Origin of the sequence: Streptomyces gilvus, from assembly GCF_022513565.1 — a bacterium.
Lineage (GTDB): Bacteria > Actinomycetota > Actinomycetes > Streptomycetales > Streptomycetaceae > Streptomyces > Streptomyces gilvus.
In genome coordinates this window covers 177,842-203,075 of the sequence record NZ_JAKWBE010000008.1, presented here as the reverse complement: position 1 = coordinate 203,075, position 25,234 = coordinate 177,842, and the positions used below count along the sequence as shown (strand labels likewise).

At 70.2% G+C, this 25,234-nt stretch carries 20 protein-coding genes and 2 pseudogenes; 17 read left to right on the top strand and 5 right to left on the bottom strand.

The genetic code is table 11. From position 1 onward, the window contains the following. Positions 1-172: 172 nt before the first annotated feature. Positions 173-3,202, top strand: coding sequence for an excinuclease ABC subunit UvrA (uvrA, locus tag MKW14_RS15350; protein ID WP_240863098.1), 3,030 nt, complete (start codon positions 173-175; stop codon positions 3,200-3,202). Positions 3,203-3,380: 178 nt separating this feature from the next. Here uvrA and MKW14_RS15345 read toward each other — a convergent pair whose 3' ends face one another. Together MKW14_RS15345 and MKW14_RS15340 are read right to left on the bottom strand one after the other, a co-directional pair. Continuing rightward, positions 3,381-4,292, bottom strand: coding sequence for a carbohydrate kinase family protein (locus MKW14_RS15345; RefSeq protein WP_240863097.1), 912 nt, complete (start codon positions 4,290-4,292; stop codon positions 3,381-3,383). A gap of 64 nt (positions 4,293-4,356) precedes the next feature. Further along, on the bottom strand, positions 4,357-5,415 hold the full coding sequence (locus tag MKW14_RS15340) for a LacI family DNA-binding transcriptional regulator (protein ID WP_240863096.1): 1,059 nt from the start codon (positions 5,413-5,415) through the stop codon (positions 4,357-4,359). Between the two features lie 198 nt (positions 5,416-5,613). Here MKW14_RS15340 and MKW14_RS15335 point away from each other — a divergent pair, with 198 nt between their 5' ends. Then, the gene (locus MKW14_RS15335; RefSeq protein ID WP_240863095.1) at positions 5,614-6,039 is read left to right on the top strand and encodes a Rieske (2Fe-2S) protein; all 426 of its coding nucleotides are present in this window, start codon (positions 5,614-5,616) and stop codon (positions 6,037-6,039) included. A 141-nt stretch (positions 6,040-6,180) separates the two neighbouring features. On the opposite strand, the gene MKW14_RS15330 is transcribed toward MKW14_RS15335, so the two are convergent. Then, a complete protein-coding gene (locus tag MKW14_RS15330; protein WP_240863094.1) occupies positions 6,181-7,137 on the bottom strand; it encodes a hypothetical protein in 957 nt (318 codons plus the stop codon). 210 nt (positions 7,138-7,347) lie between these two features. Next, positions 7,348-7,566: a hypothetical protein gene (locus MKW14_RS15325; protein WP_240863093.1), complete on the bottom strand. Its 219-nt coding sequence runs from the start codon at positions 7,564-7,566 to the stop codon at positions 7,348-7,350. Between the two features lie 304 nt (positions 7,567-7,870). On the opposite strand from MKW14_RS15325, the gene MKW14_RS15320 reads away from it, so the two are divergent. Further along, positions 7,871-8,395, top strand: a complete 525-nt coding sequence (locus tag MKW14_RS15320; RefSeq protein ID WP_308314603.1) for a sensor histidine kinase — start codon at positions 7,871-7,873, stop codon at positions 8,393-8,395. A gap of 271 nt (positions 8,396-8,666) precedes the next feature. On the opposite strand, the gene MKW14_RS41270 is transcribed toward MKW14_RS15320, so the two are convergent. Then, positions 8,667-8,849 carry a hypothetical protein gene (locus MKW14_RS41270; protein ID WP_240863194.1) on the bottom strand — a complete coding sequence of 61 codons (183 nt, stop codon included), beginning with the start codon at positions 8,847-8,849 and terminating at the stop codon, positions 8,667-8,669. On the opposite strand from MKW14_RS41270, the pseudogene MKW14_RS15310 reads away from it, so the two are divergent. The 14 genes and pseudogenes from MKW14_RS15310 to MKW14_RS15245 form a co-directional block, all read left to right on the top strand. Further along, positions 8,772-9,265, top strand: a pseudogene (locus MKW14_RS15310) (response regulator transcription factor); the annotation flags it as partial. The gene MKW14_RS41270 and the pseudogene MKW14_RS15310 sit on opposite strands and share 78 nt — an antisense overlap. A gap of 56 nt (positions 9,266-9,321) precedes the next feature. Next, positions 9,322-11,412, top strand: a complete 2,091-nt coding sequence (gene uvrC / locus MKW14_RS15305) for an excinuclease ABC subunit UvrC (protein WP_240863092.1) — start codon at positions 9,322-9,324, stop codon at positions 11,410-11,412. After that, on the top strand, positions 11,409-12,386 hold the full coding sequence (rapZ, locus tag MKW14_RS15300; protein WP_240863091.1) for an RNase adapter RapZ: 978 nt from the start codon (positions 11,409-11,411) through the stop codon (positions 12,384-12,386). Before uvrC ends, rapZ begins: the two co-directional genes overlap by 4 nt. Beyond that, positions 12,383-13,450, top strand: coding sequence for a gluconeogenesis factor YvcK family protein (locus MKW14_RS15295; RefSeq protein ID WP_240863090.1), 1,068 nt, complete (start codon positions 12,383-12,385; stop codon positions 13,448-13,450). The genes rapZ and MKW14_RS15295 overlap by 4 nt, the downstream gene beginning before the upstream one ends. Beyond that, complete coding sequence (gene whiA / locus MKW14_RS15290; RefSeq protein WP_208778962.1) at positions 13,441-14,430, top strand: DNA-binding protein WhiA; 990 nt, start codon at positions 13,441-13,443, stop codon at positions 14,428-14,430. The genes MKW14_RS15295 and whiA overlap by 10 nt, the downstream gene beginning before the upstream one ends. A gap of 146 nt (positions 14,431-14,576) precedes the next feature. Next, positions 14,577-17,531, top strand: coding sequence for a M14 family metallopeptidase (locus tag MKW14_RS15285; RefSeq protein WP_240863089.1), 2,955 nt, complete (start codon positions 14,577-14,579; stop codon positions 17,529-17,531). A 228-nt stretch (positions 17,532-17,759) separates the two neighbouring features. Then, a complete protein-coding gene (gene gap / locus MKW14_RS15280) occupies positions 17,760-18,767 on the top strand; it encodes a type I glyceraldehyde-3-phosphate dehydrogenase (protein WP_133042677.1) in 1,008 nt (335 codons plus the stop codon). A gap of 125 nt (positions 18,768-18,892) precedes the next feature. Continuing rightward, complete coding sequence (locus MKW14_RS15275; protein ID WP_240863088.1) at positions 18,893-20,104, top strand: phosphoglycerate kinase; 1,212 nt, start codon at positions 18,893-18,895, stop codon at positions 20,102-20,104. 41 nt (positions 20,105-20,145) lie between these two features. Further along, positions 20,146-20,901 carry a triose-phosphate isomerase gene (gene tpiA / locus MKW14_RS15270; protein WP_240863189.1) on the top strand — a complete coding sequence of 252 codons (756 nt, stop codon included), beginning with the start codon at positions 20,146-20,148 and terminating at the stop codon, positions 20,899-20,901. 94 nt (positions 20,902-20,995) lie between these two features. Further along, positions 20,996-21,229, top strand: coding sequence for a preprotein translocase subunit SecG (gene secG / locus MKW14_RS15265; RefSeq protein WP_133042674.1), 234 nt, complete (start codon positions 20,996-20,998; stop codon positions 21,227-21,229). Positions 21,230-21,456: 227 nt separating this feature from the next. After that, the gene (locus MKW14_RS15260) at positions 21,457-21,792 is read left to right on the top strand and encodes an RNA polymerase-binding protein RbpA (RefSeq protein ID WP_003976875.1); all 336 of its coding nucleotides are present in this window, start codon (positions 21,457-21,459) and stop codon (positions 21,790-21,792) included. 134 nt (positions 21,793-21,926) lie between these two features. Beyond that, the gene (locus MKW14_RS15255; protein ID WP_240863087.1) at positions 21,927-23,195 is read left to right on the top strand and encodes an MFS transporter; all 1,269 of its coding nucleotides are present in this window, start codon (positions 21,927-21,929) and stop codon (positions 23,193-23,195) included. 51 nt (positions 23,196-23,246) lie between these two features. Then, entirely contained in the window at positions 23,247-24,902 is a 1,656-nt protein-coding gene (gene pgi / locus MKW14_RS15250) for a glucose-6-phosphate isomerase (RefSeq protein WP_240863086.1), read from the top strand. 151 nt (positions 24,903-25,053) lie between these two features. Beyond that, positions 25,054-25,221, top strand: a pseudogene (locus MKW14_RS15245) (carbohydrate ABC transporter permease); the annotation flags it as partial. Positions 25,222-25,234: the final 13 nt, after the last annotated feature.

Sequence of the window (25,234 nt, the reverse complement as noted above, 5' to 3'; positions counted from 1 at the left end):
CCTTAAATCGAATGCGCGTGCTATATGGTCGGGGGCGGCGTCGGGCATGCTGGAGTGTCGGGGATTGTTATGCATCCGGGAATCCGACCGGCGTTGTCAGTGGCTCCCCCTAGTCTGAAGAAGCACGGGGGCCTCGCCCCTGTCACTTCTCTCAAGAAAGGTGCGGACCGGCGTGGCCGACCGTCTCATCGTCCGTGGCGCGCGCGAGCACAACCTGAAGAATGTCTCGCTCGACCTGCCGCGCGACTCGCTCATCGTCTTCACGGGCCTGTCGGGGTCGGGCAAGTCCTCGCTGGCCTTCGACACCATCTTCGCCGAGGGGCAGCGGCGCTATGTGGAGTCGCTCTCCTCGTACGCCCGCCAGTTCCTCGGGCAGATGGACAAGCCGGACGTCGACTTCATCGAGGGCCTGTCACCGGCGGTCTCCATCGACCAGAAGTCGACCTCGCGCAACCCGCGCTCGACGGTCGGCACCATCACCGAGGTCTACGACTACCTGCGTCTGCTCTTCGCGCGCATCGGCAAGCCGCACTGTCCCGAGTGCGGCCGCCCGATCTCCCGCCAGTCGCCGCAGGCCATCGTGGACCGGGTCCTGGAGCTGCCGGAGGGCAGCCGCTTCCAGGTGCTGTCCCCGCTGGTGCGGGAGCGCAAGGGCGAGTTCGTCGACCTCTTCGCCGACCTGCAGACCAAGGGCTACTCCCGCGCGCGGGTCGACGGCGAGACCGTCCAGCTCTCCAGCCCGCCCACGCTCAAGAAGCAGGAGAAGCACACCATCGAGGTGGTCGTCGACCGCCTCACGGTGAAGGACTCCGCCAAGCGCCGCCTCACCGACTCCGTGGAGACGGCCCTGGGCCTGTCCGGCGGCATGGTCGTGCTGGACTTCGTCGACCTTCCCGAGGACGACCCCGAGCGCGAGCGCATGTACTCGGAGCACCTGTACTGCCCGTACGACGACCTGTCCTTCGAGGAGCTGGAGCCCCGTTCGTTCTCCTTCAACTCGCCCTTCGGCGCCTGCCCCGAGTGCACCGGCATCGGCACGCGCATGGAGGTCGACCCCGAGCTGATCGTCCCGGACGAGGACAAGTCCCTCGACGAGGGCGCCATCCACCCCTGGTCGCACGGGCACACCAAGGACTACTTCGGCCGTCTGATCGGCGCCCTCGCGGACGCGCTCGGCTTCCGGACGGACATCCCCTTCGCGGGCCTGCCCCAGCGCGCCAAGAAGGCCCTGCTCTACGGCCACAAGACACAGATCGAGGTCCGCTACCGCAACAGGTACGGCCGCGAGCGCGTGTACACCACGCCCTTCGAGGGCGCCGTCCCCTTCGTGAGGCGCCGGCACAGCGAGGCCGAGAGCGACGCCAGCCGTGAGCGCTTCGAGGGCTACATGCGCGAGGTGCCCTGCCCCAGCTGTGAGGGCACGCGTCTGAAGCCGATCGTCCTCGCGGTCACCATCATGGAGAAGTCGATCGCCGAGGTCTCCGCGATGTCCATCAGCGACTGCGCGGACTTCCTGGGCGAGCTCAAGCTCAGCGCCCGCGACAAGAAGATCGCCGAGCGGGTGCTGAAGGAGGTCAACGAGCGGCTGCGCTTCCTGGTCGACGTCGGCCTGGACTACCTCTCGCTGAACCGCGCGGCCGGCACCCTCTCCGGCGGCGAGGCCCAGCGCATCCGCCTGGCCACCCAGATCGGCTCCGGGCTCGTCGGTGTGCTGTACGTGCTGGACGAGCCGTCCATCGGCCTGCACCAGCGCGACAACCACCGGCTGATCGAGACCCTGGTCCGGCTGCGCGACATGGGCAACACGCTCATCGTCGTCGAGCACGACGAGGACACCATCAAGGTCGCCGACTGGGTCGTCGACATCGGCCCCGGCGCGGGCGAGCACGGCGGCAAGGTCGTGCACAGCGGCTCCCTCAAGGAGCTGCTCGCCAACGCCGAGTCGCAGACCGGCCAGTACCTGTCCGGCAAGAAGGCGATCCCGGTCCCCGACATCCGGCGCCCGCAGGACCCGTCCCGGCGGCTCACCGTGCACGGTGCCCGCGAGAACAACCTGCAGGACATCGACGTGTCGTTCCCACTGGGCGTCTTCACGGCCGTCACCGGCGTCTCCGGCTCCGGCAAGTCGACGCTGGTCAACGACATCCTGTACACGCACCTGGCCCGCGAGCTCAACGGCGCGCGCAGCGTCCCGGGGCGGCACACGCGCGTGGACGGCGACGACCTCGTCGACAAGGTCGTGCACGTCGACCAGTCGCCCATCGGCCGCACCCCGCGGTCCAACCCGGCGACGTACACCGGCGTCTTCGACCACATCCGCAAGCTGTTCGCCGAGACCACCGAGGCGAAGGTCCGCGGCTACCAGCCCGGCCGCTTCTCCTTCAACGTCAAGGGCGGCCGCTGCGAGAACTGCGCGGGCGACGGCACCATCAAGATCGAGATGAACTTCCTGCCGGACGTCTACGTCCCCTGCGAGGTCTGCCACGGCGCCCGCTACAACCGGGAGACGCTGGAGGTCCACTACAAGGGCAAGTCCATCTCCGAGGTCCTGAACATGCCGATCGAGGAGGCGATGAACTTCTTCGAGGCCGTTCCGGCGATCAACCGTCACCTCAGGACGCTGAACGACGTCGGGCTCGGCTATGTCCGGCTCGGCCAGTCCGCGACCACGCTGTCCGGCGGTGAGGCGCAGCGCGTCAAGCTCGCCAGCGAGCTGCAGAAGCGCTCCACCGGCCGCACGGTCTACGTCCTCGACGAGCCGACCACCGGTCTGCACTTCGAGGACATCAGCAAGCTGCTGAAGGTCCTGGCCGGCCTGGTCGACAAGGGCAACACGGTCATCGTCATCGAGCACAACCTCGACGTGATCAAGACCGCCGACTGGGTCGTCGACATGGGTCCGGAGGGCGGCGCCGGCGGCGGACTCGTCGTCGCGGAGGGTACGCCCGAGGAGGTCGCCGGGGTTCCGGCCAGCCACACCGGCAAGTTCCTGCGCGAGATCCTCGGCGCCGACCGGATCAGCGACGCGGCCTCGGTACCGGCCCCGCGCAGAACGGCAGCCAGGAAGACGGTCGCGGCGAAGTCGGCGGCGAAGAAGACGGCGACGGCCAGCACGGCCAACGACACGACCGCGAAGAAGGCGGCCGGGGCGACGAAGAAGACGGCTCCGGCGAAGAAGACGGCCCGGGCACGGAAGGCCTGAGCCCGGCCGCCCGACACGGCGGAGAAAATCCTGAAAAGTACGGCGCCCCGCGGGAACTCCCGGCGGGGCGCCGCTCGTTGCACAAACAGCCGCGGGATTTCCGCGGTCACCAGGAACCTTGACTCCTGAACAGCGGAAATCAGCGCGCAAAGTCAGCGACGAGAAGGCCGTACGCCCCTCACCAGTCCCCGAGTTCGGAGGCGTACGGCGGCTCGGCGCCCGCGCGGGAGCAGGTGACGGCGGCCGCGCGCGCCGCGAACCGCAGCAGCCGGGTCCAGCCCTCCCGGCCCAGTTCCGCGAGCCCCTCCGAGGACAGGGCGTCCTGAGCGGCGAGGCCGTGCAGCAGAGCCGCGTTCACGGTGTCGCCGGCGCCGATGGTGTCCACGACCTCGACCTTCTCGCCCGGCACCGGATACACGGCGCCGTCCCGGGTGAAGGCGGTGAGCCCGTCCCCGCCATGGGTGATCACGACGGCCGCGGGCCCGGCGGCCAGCCACTCGCGCGGGGTGCCGCCCAGCCACCGGGCGTCCTCCTCGGACAGCTTCAGTAGGGACACAGAGGGCAGCCAGCTCTTGAAACGTGCCCGGTAGGCGTCCGCGTCGGGGATCAGGACCGTCCGGATGTTGGGGTCGAGCGCGGTGAACACGCCCTGGTCCGCCGCGGCCCGCAGCAGGGTCTCGTAGGCGGTCGCGCCGGGTTCCAGGACGAGGGAGCAGGTGCCGAAGGAGACGGCCCGGGTCCCGGCGGGCAGTGCCTCGGGGGCCGTGAACAGCCGGTCGGCGGTGCCGTCGACGTAGAAGGAATAGGCGGCCGATCCGGTCTCGTCGATCGTGGCGACGGCGAGCGTGGTCGGCTCCGTGCCGCGCTGCACGGCGGAGACATCCACGTTCGCCCGCCGGAGCCCGTCCAGGAGGGCCTCGCCGAAGGCGTCGTAGGAGGTCCGGGAGCAGAAGGCGGTGGGGGAGCCGAGGCGGCCGAGGGCCACGGCGGTGTTGTAGGGGCCGCCGCCGAGCGCCGGCTGCAGTCCCGCGAGGGCACCCGTGCCCTGCGGTACCAGATCGATCAGGGCCTCACCGGCGACGACGATCACGAGACGCTTCCTTTCTCGAACTTCCGGGGTTCCGGGGTTCTGGGGTGCTGGGGCTGTGTGGGGACTACGACCGCGCGGACGGTTCCGGGCGTCGGGCACTCCCGAGTTCCTCCGGGCACCCGCACGAGCCGCGGTGGACGAAGGAGCACGGCAGCCGCACGGTGCGGGCCGGGCGCTCCGGGGAGGCGAGACGGTCCAGGAGGAGGCGTACGGCCTCGGCGCCGATCTCCCTGCTGGGCTGGGCGATCGCGGTCAGCCGGGGTGAGAAGAGGTCGGCCCAGGCGAAGTCGTCGAAGCAGCACAGCGCGATGTCCTCGGGCACGGACAGGCCGCGGTCGCGCAGAGCGCGCAGGGCGCCGATGGTCATCGCGTTGTTGGCGGTGACGAGTGCGGTGGGCGGGGCGGTGAGGGAAAGGAGGGCTGCGGTGGCGCGTTCCGCGCCGGGGGACTCGGAGTCGCCGTGCGCGACGAGGCGTTCGTCGTAGGGGAGTCCGGAGGCGGCGAGGCCGTGGCGGTAGCCGGTGATGCGCTCGCGGGTCGTGCTGAACCCGGGCAGACCGGCGACCAGGGCGATACGGCGGTGGCCGAGTTCGGCGAGGTGGGTGACGAGCCGGGCGGTCGGTTCGGCGCTCTCGGCGCAGACCTGGTCGTGGTGGGGAATGTCGTCGGCCGGGGTCTCGACGAGCCGGTCGAGGAAGACGGCCGGGACCTGGTGGCGTCCGAGGTAGGCGAGTAGTTCCCGTGGGTTCGCGGAAGGGGCGACGATCATGCCGTCCACGCGCCGCTCGTGCAGCAGTTGGACGACCTTGCGCTCGTGCTCCGGGTCGTCGTGCGGGTCGGCGATGAGGAGGCTGTACCCGTGTTCCAGGGCGCCGGCCTCGACGCCCTGGAGGATCTCCGTGAAGTACGGGTTGCTGATCGCTGACACCGCGAGCCCGATGGACCGGGTGCGCGAGGTCACCAGGGAGCGGGCGAGGGTGTTGGGGGTGTAGCCGATCCGGTCGATCGCGTCCAGGACCGCCTGCCGGGTGTGGGGCAGGACCGGCCGGGTGTCGTTGAGGACGTGCGAGACGGTCGCCACGGACACACCGGCGCTGCGCGCGACATCGGCCATGGTCGGCAAGGTGCCCCCTCTCGTCGGTTTCCGGGGCCGGTGAAGGACCCAGGCCGGGAAGTTATCCCATCCGACGGCGGACGTAAACGCTTGCGCAAACGCTTACGTCCAGCCAACCCTCCTCAGCGACACCCAACCCGCGCGAACCCGGAGGAACCACCCCCGCTATCGTGCCGCGTGCACCACCCCCGACCAGTGGAGATCCGCATGCCCGGCCGTCCCTCCCCGAGCCGCCGTACCGTCCTGCGAGGAGCGGCCCTGACCCCGGTGGCCGGACTCGGCCTCACCGCCTGCTCCGCCGCAGGCGGTGTCACCGCACCGGCGACCCCGACAGCGCCGGTCGAACTCGCCGACGAGAGCGGGATCGCCAAGGGGAGCGCCGAGCTGTACCGGGATCACAACGTCGTGGTCAGCCGGGGCGAGAACGGCTCGCTGAAGGCGTACAGCACGATCTGCACGCACGCGGGGTGCCCGATCGACAAGCTGGAGGGGACCACGCTCGTCTGCCCGTGCCACGGCAGCGAGTTCGACGCCAGAACCGGCAAGGTGCTGCGCTCTCCGGCCACCCAACCCCTGCACGAGCTGCCGGTGGCGACCAGGAACGGCAAGATCGTCGCCGGGCCGGGGGTCTGACGCGGGGCTGCCCGGGGGACGGCACGCGTGCTGATCAGAGCAGGCGAACAAGCAGGTCAGGACGGCCCGCGCGTCCCCCACGGCAACACGACGGCCGACCAAACCTGCCCGGCCGCCCCCGACCCTCAGCTCCGGCCCGGCTCACTCCCAGTCCCAACCGATGCCCACGATCCCCGTGCGCACCCGGGGTTCGACCAGGTGGACCGAGTGGTGGTGACCGCTGAGGGGGAGTTCCTGGCGGCCGCTGCGAGGGGCCGCCGGTGAGTGCTGGGCGAAGCGGTGGCAGCGCACGGGCAGGGCGCGTTCGTCGAAGCGGACCTGGAGCGCGTACTGGCCGCCGGCCGGCCCGAATCCCCGGACGTACTCGCGGGAGACGCCGGCCGTGCCGTCCTCGACGCCGTAGCGGAAGAGATAGGTGTCCCCGGCCCGCAGACGGGTGTCGAAGAGGAGTTCGGCGACGAGTACGCCGGTGTCCTGGTGCACGCGCACGCGTCCCGTGCGGCAGTTCTCCAGTGCCTGGACTCGCACGCGCTCCGGCACGCATCCCGGGTCGCCGTGGTGGACGGCCACGAAGCGGTCGACGCCGTCCTTGTGGGCGCGCACGATGTGGTGCGACTCGCGCCCCGCCAGCTCGCGACGCGCCCCGATGCGGACCCGCTCATGGTGTCCGAGGGTGTGCAGACCGCCGTCCGGCGGCAGGCCGAGCTCGGTCAGCAGCCGTTCCAGCACGCCCGACGCCTCCACCAGGGAGCGGTAGGAACGGCCCGCGGGCCGCTGTCCCGGAGAGGCCTCATCGGTCTCGGCGAGCAGCCGGATCAGGGACTCCTCCGGCAGTTGGAGTATCTCCTCCAGGGCCCGTACGGCCCGCAGGGACTCGGGGCGCTGCGGACGCCGGGCGCCCTGCTGCCAGTAACTCAGGCTGGTGACACCGACCTTGACCCCGTAGCGCGAGAGATGGTGCTGCACGCGCTGCAGCGGCAGGCCGCGGGCGGCGATGGCGGCGCGCAGCGCGACGTGGAAGGGGCCGCCTCGCAGAGCCGAGTCCAGTTCCGCGGTGGCGACGGCGGCGACGTCCGCGTGCTGTGTGGCGTGCGGCATGCAGGGGCCTTTCTGTGAAAGCTCGCTACGGCTGGTCGGGCCGGGTTCGCGCTGGTTGCCGGGGCACCCCGTCGGCGTCGAGGCGTCTTCACATCCGTACGCCGTCGTTCACGGCCCCGAGTTCCCACGCATTGAAGCGTGTTGACCAAGTCCCGACAACACCTGAAGCCCAACAGTCGCGCGCTCCTGGCCGAGACCCGCCAGGCCCCCTCAACTCGGTGCGGGCCAGGCGCCGTTGCCGAGCACCACCTGGACCGCCCGTGCGGACAGGTCGGACTTGTGCAGGAAACCGCGGGCCGGACTGGCGGCGACGAGTTCCTCGACGTCCTTCAGGGCGAGGGCCGAGATCAGGCCGTCGCGTTCGAGCAGGGTGCGGGCGGCCTCCAGGAACCGGACGCTGTCATCGACGAGAAGACAGCCCAGGGACATGCTGACAGGGTGCCAAGCGCAGGTTGATTGCGCTTTCCGGCTCACCAGAAAGAGTCGGGAGCGGCGTTAGCTGTCAGCTGAAAGGTGCTGAAGTCCCGTGCCCCACGCGCGGGTTGGCGCTCACATTACGCAGCCGGGTGTCACCGGCGGTAGCACGGATCCGCCCTGGAGAGACCGTGGTCGTCCGGTCGAGTGGGGTGTGCGATGCGGGCTTCGCTCGTGAGCAAGCTGGTCTCGGGAGTGCCGGGGGCCGCCCTGCTAGTGGCTGGATGCGGTGGTGGCGGGGGCGGAGGGCCGAACCTCTATGGTCACCGACCCCACGTCCGAGCTGTCCCAACAGCTCGCCCATATGAGCAAGGGGCTCGAGGACGCTTTCCAGGACCTGCTCCAGGTCGCTCGCGGCATCCACCTGGCGGATCCTGTCCCAGGGCGGCCTCGGGCCGCACTGCGTTCCCTGGCCCGTCGCTCGGCCGTCCCCGTGCAGCTCGACCTCGCCCTTCCCGCCGCTCGACTGCCGGAGCAGCGGGAGGTGGCCGCGTACGACGTGACCTCCGAATGCCTCACCAACACCGCCAAGCACGCGCACGCGCGCGTGGTGCGCAGCGAAGCCGGGGTCCGTGACGACGTCCTGGAGCTGACTGTCGCCGACGACGGGGCCGGAGGTGCCGAGCCCGGCCGGGGCTCCGGTCTGATCGGGCTGACCGACCGGGTCGAGGCGATCGGCGGCAAACTCGATGCCTGGACTGGTGACGTCGCGTACGCTCCGGGCGGTCCTGTCGGACGGAGAGGCGTCCGTCCGGCTCTATGCGTAGCCCGTGCGCCGCCGTGATCAGTGCTCCGCGGGCGCTTGGCCCGCAAGATCTCGTGGTGCTGCTGATCCAGCAGCGCACTCCACGCGTGCGTGTCGTCCGGGTACCGGCGGGCGCGGACCGGCCGCCGTGGCCTCTCCATCCGCGTCCGACGCAGCTCCGCAGCCCTTCCACCCGTGGACCTGCCGGCAAATCGCCTGGACCGGCCGATCCGCTGTGCTCTGCTCTGCACCGAGAATCGCCCGTGACCGGGTCCGCGTCGTCACCGCGAGCCTCCAATCCCGCTTCCGGCTAGCCGAGACCCCCGGGACCATGGACGACGCATCGCAGCGGCCGGCACAGGAACGGGTCGTCCTCGCCGACGACGACGTGCTGCTTCGCGAGGGGCTCGCCAGCCTGTGCGAGCGGCTCGGGTACCACGTGGTGGGGCAGGCCGGAGACGCCGTGGGCCTCCTCGAACTGGTCGCCGGGCACCGCCCCGACCTCGCGATCGTCGACATCAGGATGCCGTCGGACCGCTCCACCGAAGGACTCAAGGCGGCCCGCACCATCCGGGAGCGCCACCCCGACACGGGCATCCTGGCCTGTCGGCGTTCGTCGAGGTCGAGGAGGCGCTGGAGCTGCTGGCGAGCGGCCACAAGGTCGGCTGTCTGCTCAAGAGCCGGGTCACGGCCGTTGACGAGTTCGTCGAGACCCGGGAGCGCGAGGTCCTCGCCCTCATGGCCGAGGGACGCTCGAACGCGGGCATCGGCCGCCGTCTGTGGGTCACCGAGGGCACGGTCGAGAAACACGTCCGCAGCATCCTCGGCAAGCTCCGCCTCAGCGAGGGCACCGACGACCACCGCCGGGTCCTGGCCGTCCTGGCCGTCCTGACCTTCCTGGAGTCCCGCTGGGCGTTGTCCACAGGCCCGACGCGGTGTCAGTCCTCGCCAGTAGGGTGTGAGACATGGCCGACCCCTCCAGCTACCGCCCCCAGCCGGGACAGATCCCGGACTCTCCCGGGGTGTACAGGTTCCGTGACGAGCACCGCCGGGTGATCTACGTCGGAAAGGCGAAAAGCCTGCGCCAGCGCCTGGCGAACTACTTCCAGGATCTGGCGAACCTGCACCCGCGCACCCGGACGATGGTCACCACCGCCGCGTCCGTGGAGTGGACCGTGGTGTCCACGGAGGTCGAGGCCCTGCAGCTGGAGTACTCCTGGATCAAGGAGTTCGACCCCCGGTTCAACGTCAAGTACCGCGACGACAAGAGCTATCCGTATCTCGCGGTGACGATGAACGAGGAGTTCCCGCGCGTGCAGGTGATGCGCGGCCACAAGCGCAAGGGCGTCCGGTACTTCGGGCCCTACGGGCACGCGTGGGCCATCCGGGACACGGTCGACCTGCTGCTGCGCGTCTTTCCCGTGCGCACCTGCTCGGCGGGCGTCTTCAAGAACGCCACCCGCACCGGCCGCCCCTGTCTGCTCGGTTACATCGGCAAGTGCTCGGCGCCTTGCGTCGGCCGCGTCGATCCGGAGGAACACCGCGAACTGGCCGAGGAGTTCTGCGACTTCATGGCCGGCCGCACGGGCACGTACATCCGCCGCCTGGAGAAGCGGATGACCGAGGCGGCCGAGGAGATGGAGTACGAGCGCGCCGCCCGCCTGCGTGACGACATCGAGGCCCTGAAGAAGGCCATGGAGAAGAACGCGGTCGTGCTCGCCGACGCGACCGACGCCGACCTGATCGCCGTAGCCGAGGACGAGCTGGAGGCGGCCGTGCAGATCTTCCACGTGCGCGGCGGACGCGTGCGTGGCCAGCGCGGCTGGGTCACCGACAAGGTCGAGGAGATCACCACCGGCGCCCTCGTCGAGCACGCCCTGCAGCAGCTCTACGGCGAGGAGAAGGGCGACTCCGTCCCCAAGGAGGTCCTGGTCCCCGCTCTGCCCGACCCGGTCGAGCCCGTCCAGGAGTGGCTCACCGACCGCCGCGGCTCGGGCGTCTCGCTGCGCATCCCGCAGCGCGGCGACAAGAAGGCCCTGATGGAGACCGTGCAGCGCAACGCCCTGCAGGCCCTCGCGTTGCACAAGACCAAGCGCGCCTCCGACCTCACCACGCGCTCGCGTGCCCTGGAGGAGATCGCCGAGGCCCTCGACCTCGACAGCGCCCCCCTGCGCATCGAGTGCTACGACATCTCGCATCTGCAGGGCGACGACGTCGTGGCCTCCATGGTGGTCTTCGAGGACGGTCTGCAGCGCAAGAGCGAGTACCGTCGCTTCCAGATCAAGGGTTTCGCCGGTCAGGACGACGTCCGCTCCATGCACGAGGTGATCAGCCGCCGCTTCCGGCGCTACCTCGCGGAGAAGGAGAAGACCGGGGAGTGGGTCGAGGACGGTCATGAGGACGGCCTCGCGGGTGAGCTCGGCGGAGGCCTCAAGGACGCGGACAGTCCCGGCGGAGGTCTCAAGGACGAGGACGGTCGCCCGAAGAAGTTCGCCTACCCGCCCCAGCTGGTCGTGGTCGACGGCGGACAGCCGCAGGTCGCCGCCGCCAAGAAGGCCCTCGACGAGCTCGGCATCGACGACATCGCCGTCTGCGGCCTCGCCAAGCGCCTGGAGGAGGTCTGGCTGCCGGACGAGGACGACCCGGTGGTCCTGCCCCGCACCAGTGAGGGCTTGTACCTGCTGCAGCGCGTCCGCGACGAGGCGCACCGCTTCGCGATCACCTACCAGCGCAGCAAGCGGGCCAAGCGCTTCAAGGCCAGCCCCCTGGACGAGGTGCCCGGCCTCGGGGACACCCGCAAGCAGGCACTTCTGAAGCACTTCGGTTCGTTGAAGAAACTGCGGTCCGCCACCATCGACCAGATCTGCGAGGTCCCCGGCATAGGCCGCAAGACGGCCGAGACGATCGCCGTGGCCCTCGCTCAGGCGGCTCCCGCCGCACCCGCCGTCAACATGACGACTGGAGAGATCATGGAGGAGGAACCCGGCACCATGGGTTCCGGTGGGGAGCCCGTGACGACGGGCGCCCCGGACGAACGACGGGGGCAGGAGACATGAATGTGAACGAGCACGACAAGCGCGAAGAGCAACACGGGCAGACGGGCCAGGGTGGAGACGGAGCACAGGTGAGTACGGGCACGACCGGCGACCAGGGCGGGCTCCCCGAGGCAGCCATCCCCGAGCTGGTGATCATCTCCGGAATGTCCGGTGCGGGCAGGTCGACGGCCGCCAAGTGCCTGGAGGACCTCGGCTGGTTCGTCGTGGACAACCTGCCGCCCGCGCTGATCCCCACCATGGTGGAGCTCGGCGCCCGGTCGCAGGGCAACGTGGCACGGATCGCGGTCGTGGTGGACGTCCGCGGCCGCCGCTTCTTCGACAACCTCCGCGAGTCCCTCGCCGACCTGGAGGCCAAGCACGTCACCCGGCGGATCGTCTTCCTGGAGTCCTCCGACGAGGCCCTGGTGCGCCGCTTCGAGTCGGTGCGCCGCCCGCACCCCCTGCAGGGCGACGGCCGGATCGTGGACGGCATCGCCGCCGAGCGCGAGCTGCTGCGCGAGCTGCGCGGCGACGCCGACCTGGTCATCGACACCTCCAGCCTCAACGTGCACGAGCTGCGCGCCAAGATGGACGCCCAGTTCGCCGGAGAGGAGGAGCCGGAGCTGCGGGCGACCGTGATGTCCTTCGGCTTCAAGTACGGCCTTCCCGTGGACGCCGACCTGGTCGCGGACATGCGCTTCCTGCCCAACCCGCACTGGGTCCCGGAGCTGCGCCCCTTCACCGGCCTGAACGAGGAGGTGTCGGCGTACGTCTTCAACCAGGCCGGGGCCAAGGAGTTCCTCGACCGCTACGCCGAGCTGCTCCGGCTGATCGCGGCGGGTTACCGCCGCGAGGGCAAGCGGTACGTGACGATCGCGATCGGCTGCACCGGCGGCAAGCACCGCTCGGTGGCCATGTCGGAGAAGCTCGCCGCGCGGCTGGCGGCCGAGGGCGTGGAGACGGTGGTCGTGCACCGGGACATGGGACGCGAATGACGGAGCGCTCTGTGCGGCTGAGCAGGCTGCGCCGGACGGTCCCCGAGTCGCGGGCCGGGCGGAACGTGGAGGCCCGCGGTGCCCGGCCGCGCCGGCGCGGCGCCCAGCCCAAGGTCGTCGCCCTCGGCGGCGGAATGGGCCTGTCCGCCTCGCTCGCCGCCCTGCGCCGGATCACCGGCGACCTCACCGCCGTCGTCACCGTGGCCGACGACGGCGGCTCCAGCGGGCGCCTGCGCGACGAGCTGGGCGTGCTGCCGCCCGGCGACCTGCGCAAGGCGCTGGCCGCGCTGTGCGGCGACGACGACTGGGGTCAGACCTGGGCCCGGGTCATCCAGCACCGCTTCCACTCCCAGGGCGACCTGCACGACCACGCGGTCGGCAACCTCCTGATCGTCGCCCTGTGGGAGCAGCTCGGCGACCACGTCCAGGCACTGGACCTGGTGGGCAGGCTCCTCGGTGCGCACGGGCGCGTGCTGCCCATGTCCGCCGTGCCGCTGGAGCTGCAGGCCCTCGTCAAGGGGCACGATCCGGCGCGGCCGGAGGACGTGGACACCGTGCGCGGGCAGGCGACCGTGGCGCTCACGCCCGGCGAGGTGCAGTCCGTGCAGGTCGTGCCGCACGACCCGCCCGCCGTCCCCGAGGCCGTCGAGGCCGTGCTGGACGCGGACTGGGTGGTTCTCGGCCCCGGCTCCTGGTTCTCCTCGGTCATCCCGCACCTGCTCGTGCCGGAACTGCTGGACGCGCTCACCGAGACCAAGGCGCGCCGGGTACTCTCGCTGAACCTCGCCCCGCAGCCCGGAGAAACCGAGGGCTTCTCCCCGCAGCGTCATTTGGAGGTTTTGGGACGACACGCCCCTAAACTCGCCCTGGACGTGGTGCTGGCCGACGAGGCCGCCGTGCCCGACCGCGACGTGCTCACCGAAGCCGCAGGGCGGCTCGGAGCAGCGGTCGAGCTGGCCCCGGTGGCCCGGAGGGACGGAACTCCGCGGCACGACCCGGAGCTGCTGGCCGCCGCGTACGACCGTATTTTTCGGATGCATGGAAGGATCGGCCCATGGCGATGACGGCAGCGGTGAAGGACGAGATCTCCCGGCTCCCCGTCACCCGGACCTGCTGCAGAAAGGCGGAGGTCTCCGCCATCCTGCGGTTCGCCGGCGGCCTCCATCTGGTCAGTGGGCGCATCGTGATCGAGGCGGAGCTGGACACCGCGATGGCGGCCCGGCGCCTGAAGCGGGACATCCTGGAGATCTTCGGCCACTCCTCCGAGCTGATCGTGATGGCGCCCGGCGGACTGCGCCGCGGCTCGCGGTACGTCGTCCGGGTCGTCGCCGGCGGTGACCAGCTGGCCCGGCAGACCGGCCTGGTGGACGGACGGGGCCGCCCGATCCGCGGCCTGCCCCCGCAGGTGGTCTCGGGGGCCACCTGCGACGCGGAGGCCGCCTGGCGCGGCGCCTTCCTGGCGCACGGCTCGCTCACCGAGCCCGGCCGCTCCTCCTCCCTGGAGGTGACCTGCCCCGGCCCCGAGGCCGCCCTCGCCCTGGTCGGAGCCGCCCGCCGCCTGTCGATCGCCGCCAAGGCCCGCGAGGTACGCGGCGTGGACCGCGTGGTCGTCCGGGACGGCGACGCGATCGGCGCCCTGCTCACCCGCCTCGGCGCGCACGAGTCGGTGCTGGCCTGGGAGGAGCGCCGGATGCGCCGCGAGGTACGGGCCACGGCGAACCGTCTCGCCAACTTCGACGACGCCAACCTCCGCCGCTCCGCGCGTGCTGCGGTCGCCGCAGGCGCCCGCGTCCAGCGCGCGCTGGAGATCCTCGGCGAGGAGGTTCCCGAGCACCTCGCGGCCGCCGGCCGGCTGCGCATGGAGCACAAGCAGGCCTCGCTGGAGGAACTGGGCGCGCTCGCCGACCCGCCGCTGACCAAGGACGCCGTCGCCGGCCGTATCCGCCGCCTGCTCGCGATGGCCGACAAGCGCGCCTCCGACCTCGGCATCCCGGGCACCGAGTCCACTCTGACCGAGGAGATGGCCGACAACCTCGTCGGCTGACCAGCGTCCAACCCGTCGGTGCCGACGCCCACTTGGGCTGTCGGCACCGGTGTTTGACTGTCTTTGAGGCACCCTTGACTCGGCTGTGAAGTGGCATGAGCCTGGCAACACTTCGTCGCCGTGACGAAGGACGGCTAGGGGGGTTCATGAGACACAGAGCGAGATCGATCCTCGCTGTCGGCGCGCTCCTGATCGGCGGAGCGAGCCTCGCACCCATCGCCCAGGCACAGAACGGACCGTCACAGGGTTCGGACCCCAATGAGGTCAACGTCTACCGCGCGGACGTCACCGCCAGGCAGGTACCCCTGCTGCTGGCGGCCGGACAGGACGGCCAGGAGCTCGCCGAGCAGGTCCCCGCGAAGGGCACGGCCTCGGTCGAGCTCTATCTCACCGATCGGCAGGCCCGCCGGCTCGAGAAGCAGGGCGTCGACCTCACCGAGCACACACTTTCGGCCAAGGCCGAGAAGCGGGTCGACGACGCGGCCCAGGGCGTGTTCCGCCCGTACAGCGGAAGCGGCGGCATCAAAGAGGAGATCGTCCGCACCGGACAGCAGAACCCCGGTCTGACCAAGGTCGTCTCCATCGGCAGGACGATCAACGGCCAGGACATCCTCGCGCTCAAACTGACCAGGAACGCGAAGAAGTCCAAGGACGGCTCGAAACCCTCCGTGCTGTACATGTCCAACCAGCACGCGCGCGAGTGGATCACGCCGGAGATGACCCGCCGGCTGATGCACTACTACCTGGACCACTACAAGACGGACAAGCGGATCAGGAAGATCGTCGACTCCACCGAGCTGTGGTTCGTGATCTCGGCCAACCCCGACGGCTACGACTACACCTTCAAGAACTCCGACATCCGTCTGTGGCGCAAGAACCTGCGGGACGTCAACGGCGACGGCGTCATCTCCACCGGCGACGGCGTCGACCTCAACCGCAACTTCGCCTACAAGTGGGGCTACGACGACGAGGGTTCGTCCCCCAACCCCACCAGCGAGACCTACCGCGGCGCGAGCCCGGGCTCCGAGCCCGAGACCAAGGCGCTCGACGCGTTCGAGAAGCGCATCGGCTTCTCCTACGGCGTCAACTACCACTCCGCCGCCGAACTCCTCCTCTACGGCGTCGGCTGGCAGGTGGCCACCCCGACCCCCGACGACGTCGTCTACAAGGCGCTCGCCGGCACCCCGGACAACTCCGCGATCCCCGGCTACCGTCCGCAGGTCTCCTCGGAGCTGTACACCACCAACGGCGAGGCGGACGGCCACGCGGCGAACGTCAACGGCATGTCGATGTTCACCCCCGAGATGTCGACGTGCCAGACCGCGTCGAACGCCGACCCGAACGACCAGTGGAACGCGGCCGACTGCCAGTCCGTGTTCAACTTCCCGGACGACGAGAAGCTGATCCAGCAGGAGTTCGTCAAGAACGTCCCGTTCGCGCTCTCGGTCGCCGAGACCGCCCAGCACCCGGACACCCCCTCCTCCTCGCTCGGCCTGAAGGCCGCCGACTTCACCCCGGCGACGTTCGCCACGTCGTACTCCCGCGGCGCCGACCAGGAGGTCTCCGTCGTCGTCCGCAAGGCCGTCCGCGGCAAGGAGCTCAACTACCGCGTCAACGGCGGCCGTACGAAGGACGAGCCGCTGAGGGCCTGGAAGGGCGGTGAGACCTACGGCGGCGATGACAACCTGCACTTCGACGAGTACCGGGCCAAGGTGAAGGACGGCGACCCGGGCGACAAGGTCGAGGTGTGGTTCACCGGCCGCGGCGCGAGCGGCAAGAAGGTCTCCAGCGAGCACTTCACCTACACCGTCGCCCAGCGCGCCAAGGCCGACACCCTCGTCGTCGCAGAAGAGGGCGCGACCGCCACGCAGGCGCAGACGTACGTGGACGCGCTGAAGGCGAACGGCCGCAAGGCGATCGTCTGGGACGTCGCCACCCAGGGCGCGCCCGACGCACTCGGGGTGCTGAAGCACTTCAGGACCGTCGTCCACTACACGGGCGCGAGCGTCCCCGGCAACGCCACCCAGCTCCAGTTGCGCGCCTACCTCAACGAGGGCGGCAAGCTCATCGAGGCGGGCGAGCAGGCCGGCGGCAACGTCGACCTCGGCGACGGCACCCTGTCCAACGACTTCAGCCAGTACTACCTGGGCGCCTACTCCCGTACGTCGACCCCAGGCGCCACCGGCTTCACCGGCTCCGGCGACCTCGGCGGCTTCAGCGGGCCCCTCGGCGCCGCGCCCGGCAACCCGCTGGACAGGGCCGGCACCTACAGCGTCACCTCCGACTCGCTGCCCGCCGACAAGTACCCGCAGTTCGCCGGCGCCGGCGCGGGCCAGTTCGCCGGGACCGTCAACCCGTACGGGCCCTACGCGGGTTCCTCCATGGCGGCCGCCGTGCACACCGACGACGCCTACAAGCGCCTCACCCGCACCATCGACCTCACCGGTGTGGCGGCGGCCCAGCAGCCGACCCTGCGCAGCCAGTTGCTGTGGGACACCGAGCCCGGCTACGACCATGTGATCGTCGAGGCCCACACCGTCGGCGCCGACGACTGGACCACCCTCCCGGAGAAGGGCGGCGCGAGCAGCCGGACCGTGCCCTCGGAGTGCGGGGCGGGCTTCCTGGTCAACGAGCACCCGTGGCTCAAGCACTACCTGACCATCGCGAACAACGCCTGCACCGCCACCGGCACCAGCGGCGCCTGGAACAGCCTCACCGGCGCCTCCAGCGGCTGGCAGCAGGTGAACTACGACCTGAGCGCCTACGCCGGCACCTCCGTCCAGGTCTCCATCAGCTATGTCACCGACCCGAGCACCGGCGGTCACGGCGTTCTCGCCGACGACGCCTCACTCGTCCTCGGCGGCACGCCGACGCAGACCGAGGGCTTCGAGTCCTCGCTCGGCGCCTGGAGCGTGACCGGACCGCCCGCGGGCAGCCCGGCCGCGCTCAAGGACTGGGAGCGGACGGGCGCCCTGTTCAAGACGTACGGCGCCGTCACCACCGACCGGACCGTGCTGCTGGGCTTCGGCCTGGAGCACGTCACTGCGGCGGCGGACCGTGCCGCACTCGTCAAGAAGGCACTCGCCGCCCTGCAAGGGTGAACAGGCTGGTCAACGATGACTAGCACTCCGTAGTCAAAAAGAGTGATCGCACGATTCGAGCCGGGCGGTCCGTACCCCTACTGGCGGGTACGGACCGCCTGCCCGTGTATGCGGCATCTCGATGTCACTCCGGGGCCCGCAGGGAGGTAGGGTCGGGGGTGGTCGGGGACATCCCAAACAGAGCTCGCCGGCACCGCATGGCCGGCGTACCAACGAGGAGATCGGTTCGTGACGATCCGCGTAGGCATCAACGGCTTCGGTCGTATCGGTCGCAACTACTTCCGCGCGCTGCTGGAGCAGGGTGCTGACATCGAGATCGTGGCTGTCAACGACCTGGGTGACACCGCGACCACCGCTCACCTGCTGAAGTACGACACCATCCTGGGCCGCCTCAAGGCCGAGGTCTCGCACACCGCCGACACCATCACCGTCGACGGCAAGACCATCAAGGTCCTGTCCGAGCGCAACCCCGCCGACATCCCGTGGGGCGAGCTGGGCGCCGACATCGTCATCGAGTCCACCGGCATCTTCACCAAGAAGGAAGACGCCGCGAAGCACATCGCCGGCGGCGCCAAGAAGGTCATCATCTCGGCTCCGGCCAAGGATGAGGACATCACCATCGTGATGGGCGTCAACCAGGACAAGTACGACCCGGCGAACCACCACGTCATCTCCAACGCCTCCTGCACCACCAACTGTGTGGCGCCGATGGCGAAGGTCCTCGACGAGAACTTCGGCATCGTCAAGGGCCTGATGACGACGGTGCACGCGTACACCAACGACCAGCGCATCCTGGACTTCCCGCACAAGGACCTGCGTCGCGCGCGTGCCGCCGCCGAGAACATCATCCCGACCACCACGGGTGCCGCCAAGGCCACCGCGCTGGTCCTCCCGCAGCTCAAGGGCAAGCTGGACGGCATCGCCATGCGCGTCCCGGTCCCGACCGGCTCGGCCACCGACCTCGTCGTGGAGCTGTCCCGCGAGGTCACCAAGGACGAGGTCAACGCCGCCTTCAAGAAGGCCGCCGAGGGCGAGCTGCAGGGCTACCTGACCTACACCGAGGACGAGATCGTCTCCTCGGACATCGTCAGCGACCCGTCGTCCTGCACCTTCGACTCCTCCCTGACCATGGTCCAGGAGGGCACGTCGGTGAAGATCCTCGGCTGGTACGACAACGAGTGGGGCTACTCCAACCGCCTCGTCGACCTCACGGTCTTCGTCGGCAACCAGCTCTGATCCACGGAGCAGGCACTTTGCTGTGAGAACAGGGCTCGGGCGGCGCAGGGACGCGCCGCCCGGGCCCTGACTCACGTACAGAACAGCTCTCGTACGATCAGAGCAGCCCTCACCAGGAGTCCCTCATGAAGACGATCGACGAACTTCTCGCCGAAGGCGTGGACAACAAGCGGGTCTTCGTCCGCGCCGACCTCAACGTGCCGCTCGCCGACGGCCTCATCACCGACGACGGCCGCATCCGCGCCGTACTGCCCACCGTCAAGGCCCTCGTCGAGGCGGGCGCCAAGGTGGTCGTCGCCTCGCACCTGGGCCGCCCCAAGGGCGCCCCGGACCCCGCCTTCTCGCTGCTGCCCGCCGCCGAGCGACTCGCCGAACTGCTCGGCGCCCCGGTCGCGTTCGCCCAGGACACCGTCGGCCCCGCCGCCCACGACGCGGTGAACGGCCTCCAGCCCGGCCAGGTCGCGGTCATCGAGAACCTGCGCTTCAACGCCGGCGAGACCGCCAAGGACGACACCGAGCGCGGCGAGTTCGCCGACCGGCTGGCCGCCCTCGCGGACGTGTACGTCGGTGACGGCTTCGGCGCGGTGCACCGCAAGCACGCCTCGGTCTTCGACCTTCCGGCCCGTCTGCCGCACTACGCCGGCTACCTCATCGCCACCGAGGTCGGCGTCCTGATGAAGCTCACCGAGGACGTCAAGCGCCCCTACGTCGTCGCGCTCGGCGGCGCCAAGGTCTCCGACAAGCTCGCGGTCATCGACCAGCTGCTCGGCAAGGCCGACCGGCTGCTCATCGGCGGCGGCATGGCGTACACCTTCCTCAAGGCCAAGGGCTACGAGATCGGCAAGTCGCTGCTCCAGGAGGACCAGATCCCCGCGGTCCTGGAGTACATCGAGCGCGCCGAGAAGACCGGCGTCGAGCTGGTCCTGCCCGTCGACGTCGTGGTCTCCCAGGAGTTCCCCGACCTGGCGGGCAAGGCTCCGGCCAACCCCACCACCGTCGCCGCCGACTCCGTCCCCGGTGACCAGATGGGCCTGGACATCGGTCCCGAGTCCCGCAAGCTGTACGCCTCGAAGATCACCGACGCCGCGACCGTCTTCTGGAACGGCCCGATGGGCGTCTTCGAGCACCCCGATTTCGCCGAGGGCACCAAGGCGGTCGCCCAGGCCCTCCTCGACTCCCCGGCCTTCACGGTCGTCGGCGGCGGGGACTCCGCCGCGGCCGTCCGCCTCCTGGGCTTCGACGAGACCGCGTTCGGACACATCTCGACCGGTGGCGGCGCCTCCCTCGAATACCTCGAGGGCAAGACGCTCCCCGGCCTCGCCGCACTGGAGGACTGACCCACATGGCTGCATCTGTTTCTTCTGGGCGCACGCCGATCATGGCGGGCAACTGGAAGATGAACCTCAACCACCTCGAGGCCATCGCGCACGTCCAGAAGCTCGCCTTCGCCCTCGCGGACAAGGACTACGAGGCCGTCGAGGTCGCCGTCCTGCCGCCCTTCACCGACCTGCGCTCCGTGCAGACCCTGGTCGACGGCGACAAGCTCAAGATCAAGTACGGCGCCCAGGACATCTCGCAGCACGACTCCGGCGCCTACACCGGCGAGATCTCCGGCCCGATGCTGGCCAAGCTGAAGTGCACCTATGTGGTGATCGGCCACTCCGAGCGCCGCCAGTACCACGCCGAGACCGACGAGATCGTCAACGCCAAGGTCAAGGCCGCCTACAAGCACGGTCTGACCCCGATCCTGTGCGTCGGCGAGGAGCTGGACGTGCGCGAGGCGGGCAACCACGTCACACACACGCTCACCCAGGTCGAGGGCGGCCTCAAGGACCTCCCCGCCGAGCAGGCCGAGTCCGTCGTGATCGCCTACGAGCCGGTGTGGGCCATCGGCACCGGCAAGGTCTGCGGCGCCGAGGACGCGCAGGAGGTCTGCGCCGCCATCCGCGCCAAGCTCGCCGAGCTGTACACCCAGGAGCTGGCCGACCAGGTCCGCATCCAGTACGGCGGCTCCGTCAAGGCGGGCAACGTCGCCGAGATCATGGCCCAGACCGACATCGACGGCGCGCTCGTGGGCGGCGCGTCCCTCGACGCCGACGAGTTCGTCAGGATCGTGCGCTTCCGCGACCAGTGAGTATGCGCTAGGCCCGATCCGTCGTACCCTTGCGGGGTCCAGCACTGTGCCGGACCCCGCGTGTACATCCGAATCCGAGGAAGTTGGTCCAGCCGTGGTTTTGGGGTTCTCGATCGCCCTGATCGTCTTCAGCCTGCTGATGATGCTGCTGGTGCTGATGCACAAGGGCAAGGGCGGCGGTCTCTCCGACATGTTCGGTGGCGGCATGCAGTCCTCCGTCGGCGGCTCCTCGGTCGCCGAGCGCAACCTCGACCGCATCACCGTCGTGATCGGTCTGCTGTGGCTGGCGTGCATCGTCGTGCTCGGCCTCCTCATGAAGTCGTCCTGACGACGAACAGCTGAGCGGCAACCCGCACACAGCACCTCCATTCCGCACGTAAGGCCCCATGTTCGGTACGCGCAGCTGAGCGCGGCCTATCATGGGGCTTGCGTCTGGGTGTGGGGCTTGTAACTCCAACCACTGGACGTGCGTTGGGCCTTACGTAGACTGAGGCGCTCGCAACGAAGCGACACGCCGACTCGCTTCGCGGCACCATCACGCAGGGAGTTACGACCGTGGCAAGTGGCAACGCGATCCGAGGAAGCCGGGTCGGGGCGGGGCCGATGGGCGAGGCCGAGCGCGGCGAGTCCGCGCCGCGTCTGCGCATCTCCTTCTGGTGCTCCAACGGGCACGAGACGCAGCCCAGCTTCGCCAGCGACGCGCAGGTTCCCGAGACCTGGGACTGCCCGCGCTGTGGCTTCCCGGCCGGACAGGACCGGGACAACCCGCCGGACCCGCCGCGCACCGAGCCCTACAAGACGCACCTCGCGTACGTCCGGGAGCGGCGCAGCGACGCGGACGGCGAGGCGATCCTCGCCGAGGCGCTCGCCAAACTGCGGGGCGAGATCTAGGAGTTGACGGCCGGCCGGGCACCTCAGCGGGTGCCTGGCCGGACCTGTCTCCCTCACCGGGGCCGACCGCCTCCGGACCGATTGTCAGTGGTGCCCTCTACGGTTTGTGCAGACGCGAATCGTGAGGGGGAGACGTGGCGACGGTGGAATCCGCGGGCGGGTGTGCGCCCACGTGGCGCGGGGGGTTCGGGCGGCTGTGGACGGCCGCGGTGGTCTCCCGGTTCGGTGACGCGCTGCGCGGTGCCGCCCTGCCCCTGCTCGCCGCCTCGCTGACGGACCGGCCCCTGCTCATCGCGTCCGTCACCGCCTGCGGTTATCTGCCCTGGATCGTCTTCGGGCTGCTCGGCGGCGCGGTCGCGGACCGGGTGGACCAGCGGCGCGCGATGTGGACGGTGGACGCGGTACGAGGGTTGCTCGTCGCCGTGTTCGCCGTGGCCGTCGCACTCGGTCACGCCTCCATCGCGCTGATCATCGCCCTCGCCTTCGCCCTGACCACCCTCCAGACCCTGTTCGACAACGCCTCCACCGCCCTGCTGCCCGTCCTGGTCGACCGCGCGGCGCTCGGCAGCGCCAACGCCCGGCTGATGACCGGGCAGCAGATCGCGGGCGGTCTGATAGGGGCGCCCGTGGTGCCCCTGCTGATCGCGGCGGGGGCCGCCGTCCCCTTCGTGGCCGACGCGGGGACCTTCCTGGTGGCCGCAGCGCTGGTCGCCTCGCTGCGGACCGAGGCGCCCGAGCGGCCACCGGCACCGGCGGGCAGCACCCTGCGCAGGGAGATCGCGGACGGGCTGCGTACCCTGTGGCACGATCGCGCCCTGCGCGGACTGTGCGCCGCCACGGCCCTGTGCAACATCGGCATGGGCGCGCTGATCGCCACGCTGGTCGTCCTGGTCACGGGGTGGCTCGACGCCGGCACCGCCGGTTACGCGGCGGCGACCACCGCGTACACGGTTGGCGGACTCGCCGGGGGAGCGGTGAACCGGCGCGTCACCGCCCGGCTCGGGGCACCGCGCGCCGTACTGCTCGCCGGACTCGTGCAGATCGGCGCCCTGGTGGTGATGGGCGCCGTGCGGAGCCTGACGGCGCTGGTGGCGGCCCTGGCCGTGTTCGGGTTCATGGGCATGGTGTGGAACGTCAACACCACCACGCTCACGCAGCGGCGCGCGCCCGCCGAGATGCTGGGCCGGGTCAGCTCCGCCTTCCGCACCCTCGCCGTCGCAGGGGCCCCGCTGGGCGCGCTCCTCGGGGGTGCCGCCGCCACCGCCTGGGGGCCGGGCGCCCCGCCCCTGCTGACCGCGGCCTTCTTCGTCCTCGCCGTCACCGCGCTGATACCTGTCCGCAAGCAGGACGTACCTGTTGTTGCGCCGGACGACGACGCCATGACGGCTCGCGCGCCGCGCTGATCAACTAGGTTGGAACAGCTGGACAGGCACGAAAGAAGGCTGAAGTCGGATATGAACGCAGACGGCCGTACCAGGCTCAACCAGACGCCCGAGTGGACCGCGCTGGCCAAGCACCGCGAGGAACTCGCCGACACGAGCCTGCGGGAGCTCTTCTCCGCCGACCCGGGCCGCGGCACCGGCTACACGCTGCAGGTGGGCGACCTGTACGTCGACTACTCCAAGCACCTGGTCACCGACGAGACCCTGCGGCTGCTGCGCGAACTGGCCGCCGCCACCGACGTGTTCGGGCTGCGGGACGCCATGTTCCGCGGCGAGCGGATCAACACCACGGAGAACCGCGCCGTGCTGCACACCGCCCTGCGCGCCCCGCGCGACGCGGTGATCGAGGTCGACGGCGAGAACGTGATGCCCGGGGTGCACGCGGTCCTCGACAAGATGGCCGACTTCGCCGGCCGCGTCCGCTCCGGCGCGTGGACCGGACACACCGGCAAGCGCATCAAGAACATCGTCAACGTCGGCATCGGCGGCTCCGACCTCGGGCCCGCGATGGCCTACGAGGTGCTGCGCGGCTACACCGACCGCGATCTCACGGTCCGCTTCGTGTCGAACGTCGACGGTGCCGACCTGCACGAGGCCACCCGCGACCTGGACGCGGCGGAGACGCTGTTCGTCATCGCCTCCAAGACCTTCACCACCATCGAGACGATCACCAACGCGACCTCGGCGCGCGCCTGGCTGCTGGACGAGCTGAAGGCCGGTCAGGAAGCCGTCGCCCAGCACTTCGTGGCCCTGTCGACCAACGCCGGCAAGGTCTCCGAGTTCGGTATCGACACGGCCAACATGTTCGAGTTCTGGGACTGGGTCGGCGGACGGTACTCGTACGACTCGGCGATCGGCCTGTCCCTGATGATCGCGATCGGACCGGACCGCTTCCGGGAGATGCTCGACGGCTTCCGGCTGGTCGACGAGCACTTCAGGACCGCGCCCGCCGAGTCCAACGTGCCGCTGCTGCTGGGGCTGTTGGGCATCTGGTACGGCAACTTCCACGGCGCCCAGTCGCACGCGGTGCTGCCGTACAGCCACTACCTCTCCAAGTTCACGGCGTATCTGCAGCAGCTGGACATGGAGTCCAACGGCAAGTACGTGGGCCGGGACGGGCAGGAGGTCGACTGGCAGACCGGACCGGTGGTGTGGGGCACCCCGGGGACCAATGGGCAGCACGCGTACTACCAGTTGATCCACCAGGGCACGAAGCTGATCCCGGCGGACTTCATCGGGTTCGCCGAGCCCGTGGCCGAACTGAGCGAGGCGCTGAAGGCGCAGCACGACCTGCTGATGGCCAACTTCTTCGCGCAGACACAGGCGTTGGCCTTCGGTAAGACCCCGGACGAGGTGCGCGCGGAGGGTGTGCCCGAGGAGCTGGTGGCGCACAAGACCTTCAAGGGCGACCACCCGACGACCACGATCCTCGCGCGCGAGCTGACGCCGTCCGTGCTCGGCCAGCTGATCGCGCTGTACGAGCACAAGGTGTTCGTGCAGGGCGCCGCGTGGAACATCGACTCCTTCGACCAGTGGGGCGTCGAGCTGGGCAAGGTGCTGGCCAAGCGGGTGGAGCCGGCGCTGACGGAGGGCGCCGAGGTGCCGGGCCTGGACGAGTCCAGCAAGGCACTGGTGGCCAGGTACCGGGAGCTGCGCGGCCGACAGTGAGATGACGGACAGCGCGCCGCCCGCCGGTTGGTGTCTGGGGGCGCGCCGCTCGTCTGTGGGTGGCCGAGCGTGCCGCCAGCTTGTCGGTGTCTGGCGACGTATCGCTCGGCTGCGGGTGGCCCGTGGCGTGCCGCTCGCCTGTCGGTGGCCCGGGTCACAGCCGCTGACCGTGGAACTCCAGTCCCAGATACGGCAGTTCGGCAGCAACATCGACGTCCTGGCACCGGGCGCGTTCGTGTCCCTGGTGGTGCCGCTGGTGGTGTTCTTCGCCTTCCAGCGGCACGTTGTGCAGGGCGTGATGGCGGGCTCGGTGAAATGAGACGGTGGGGGCT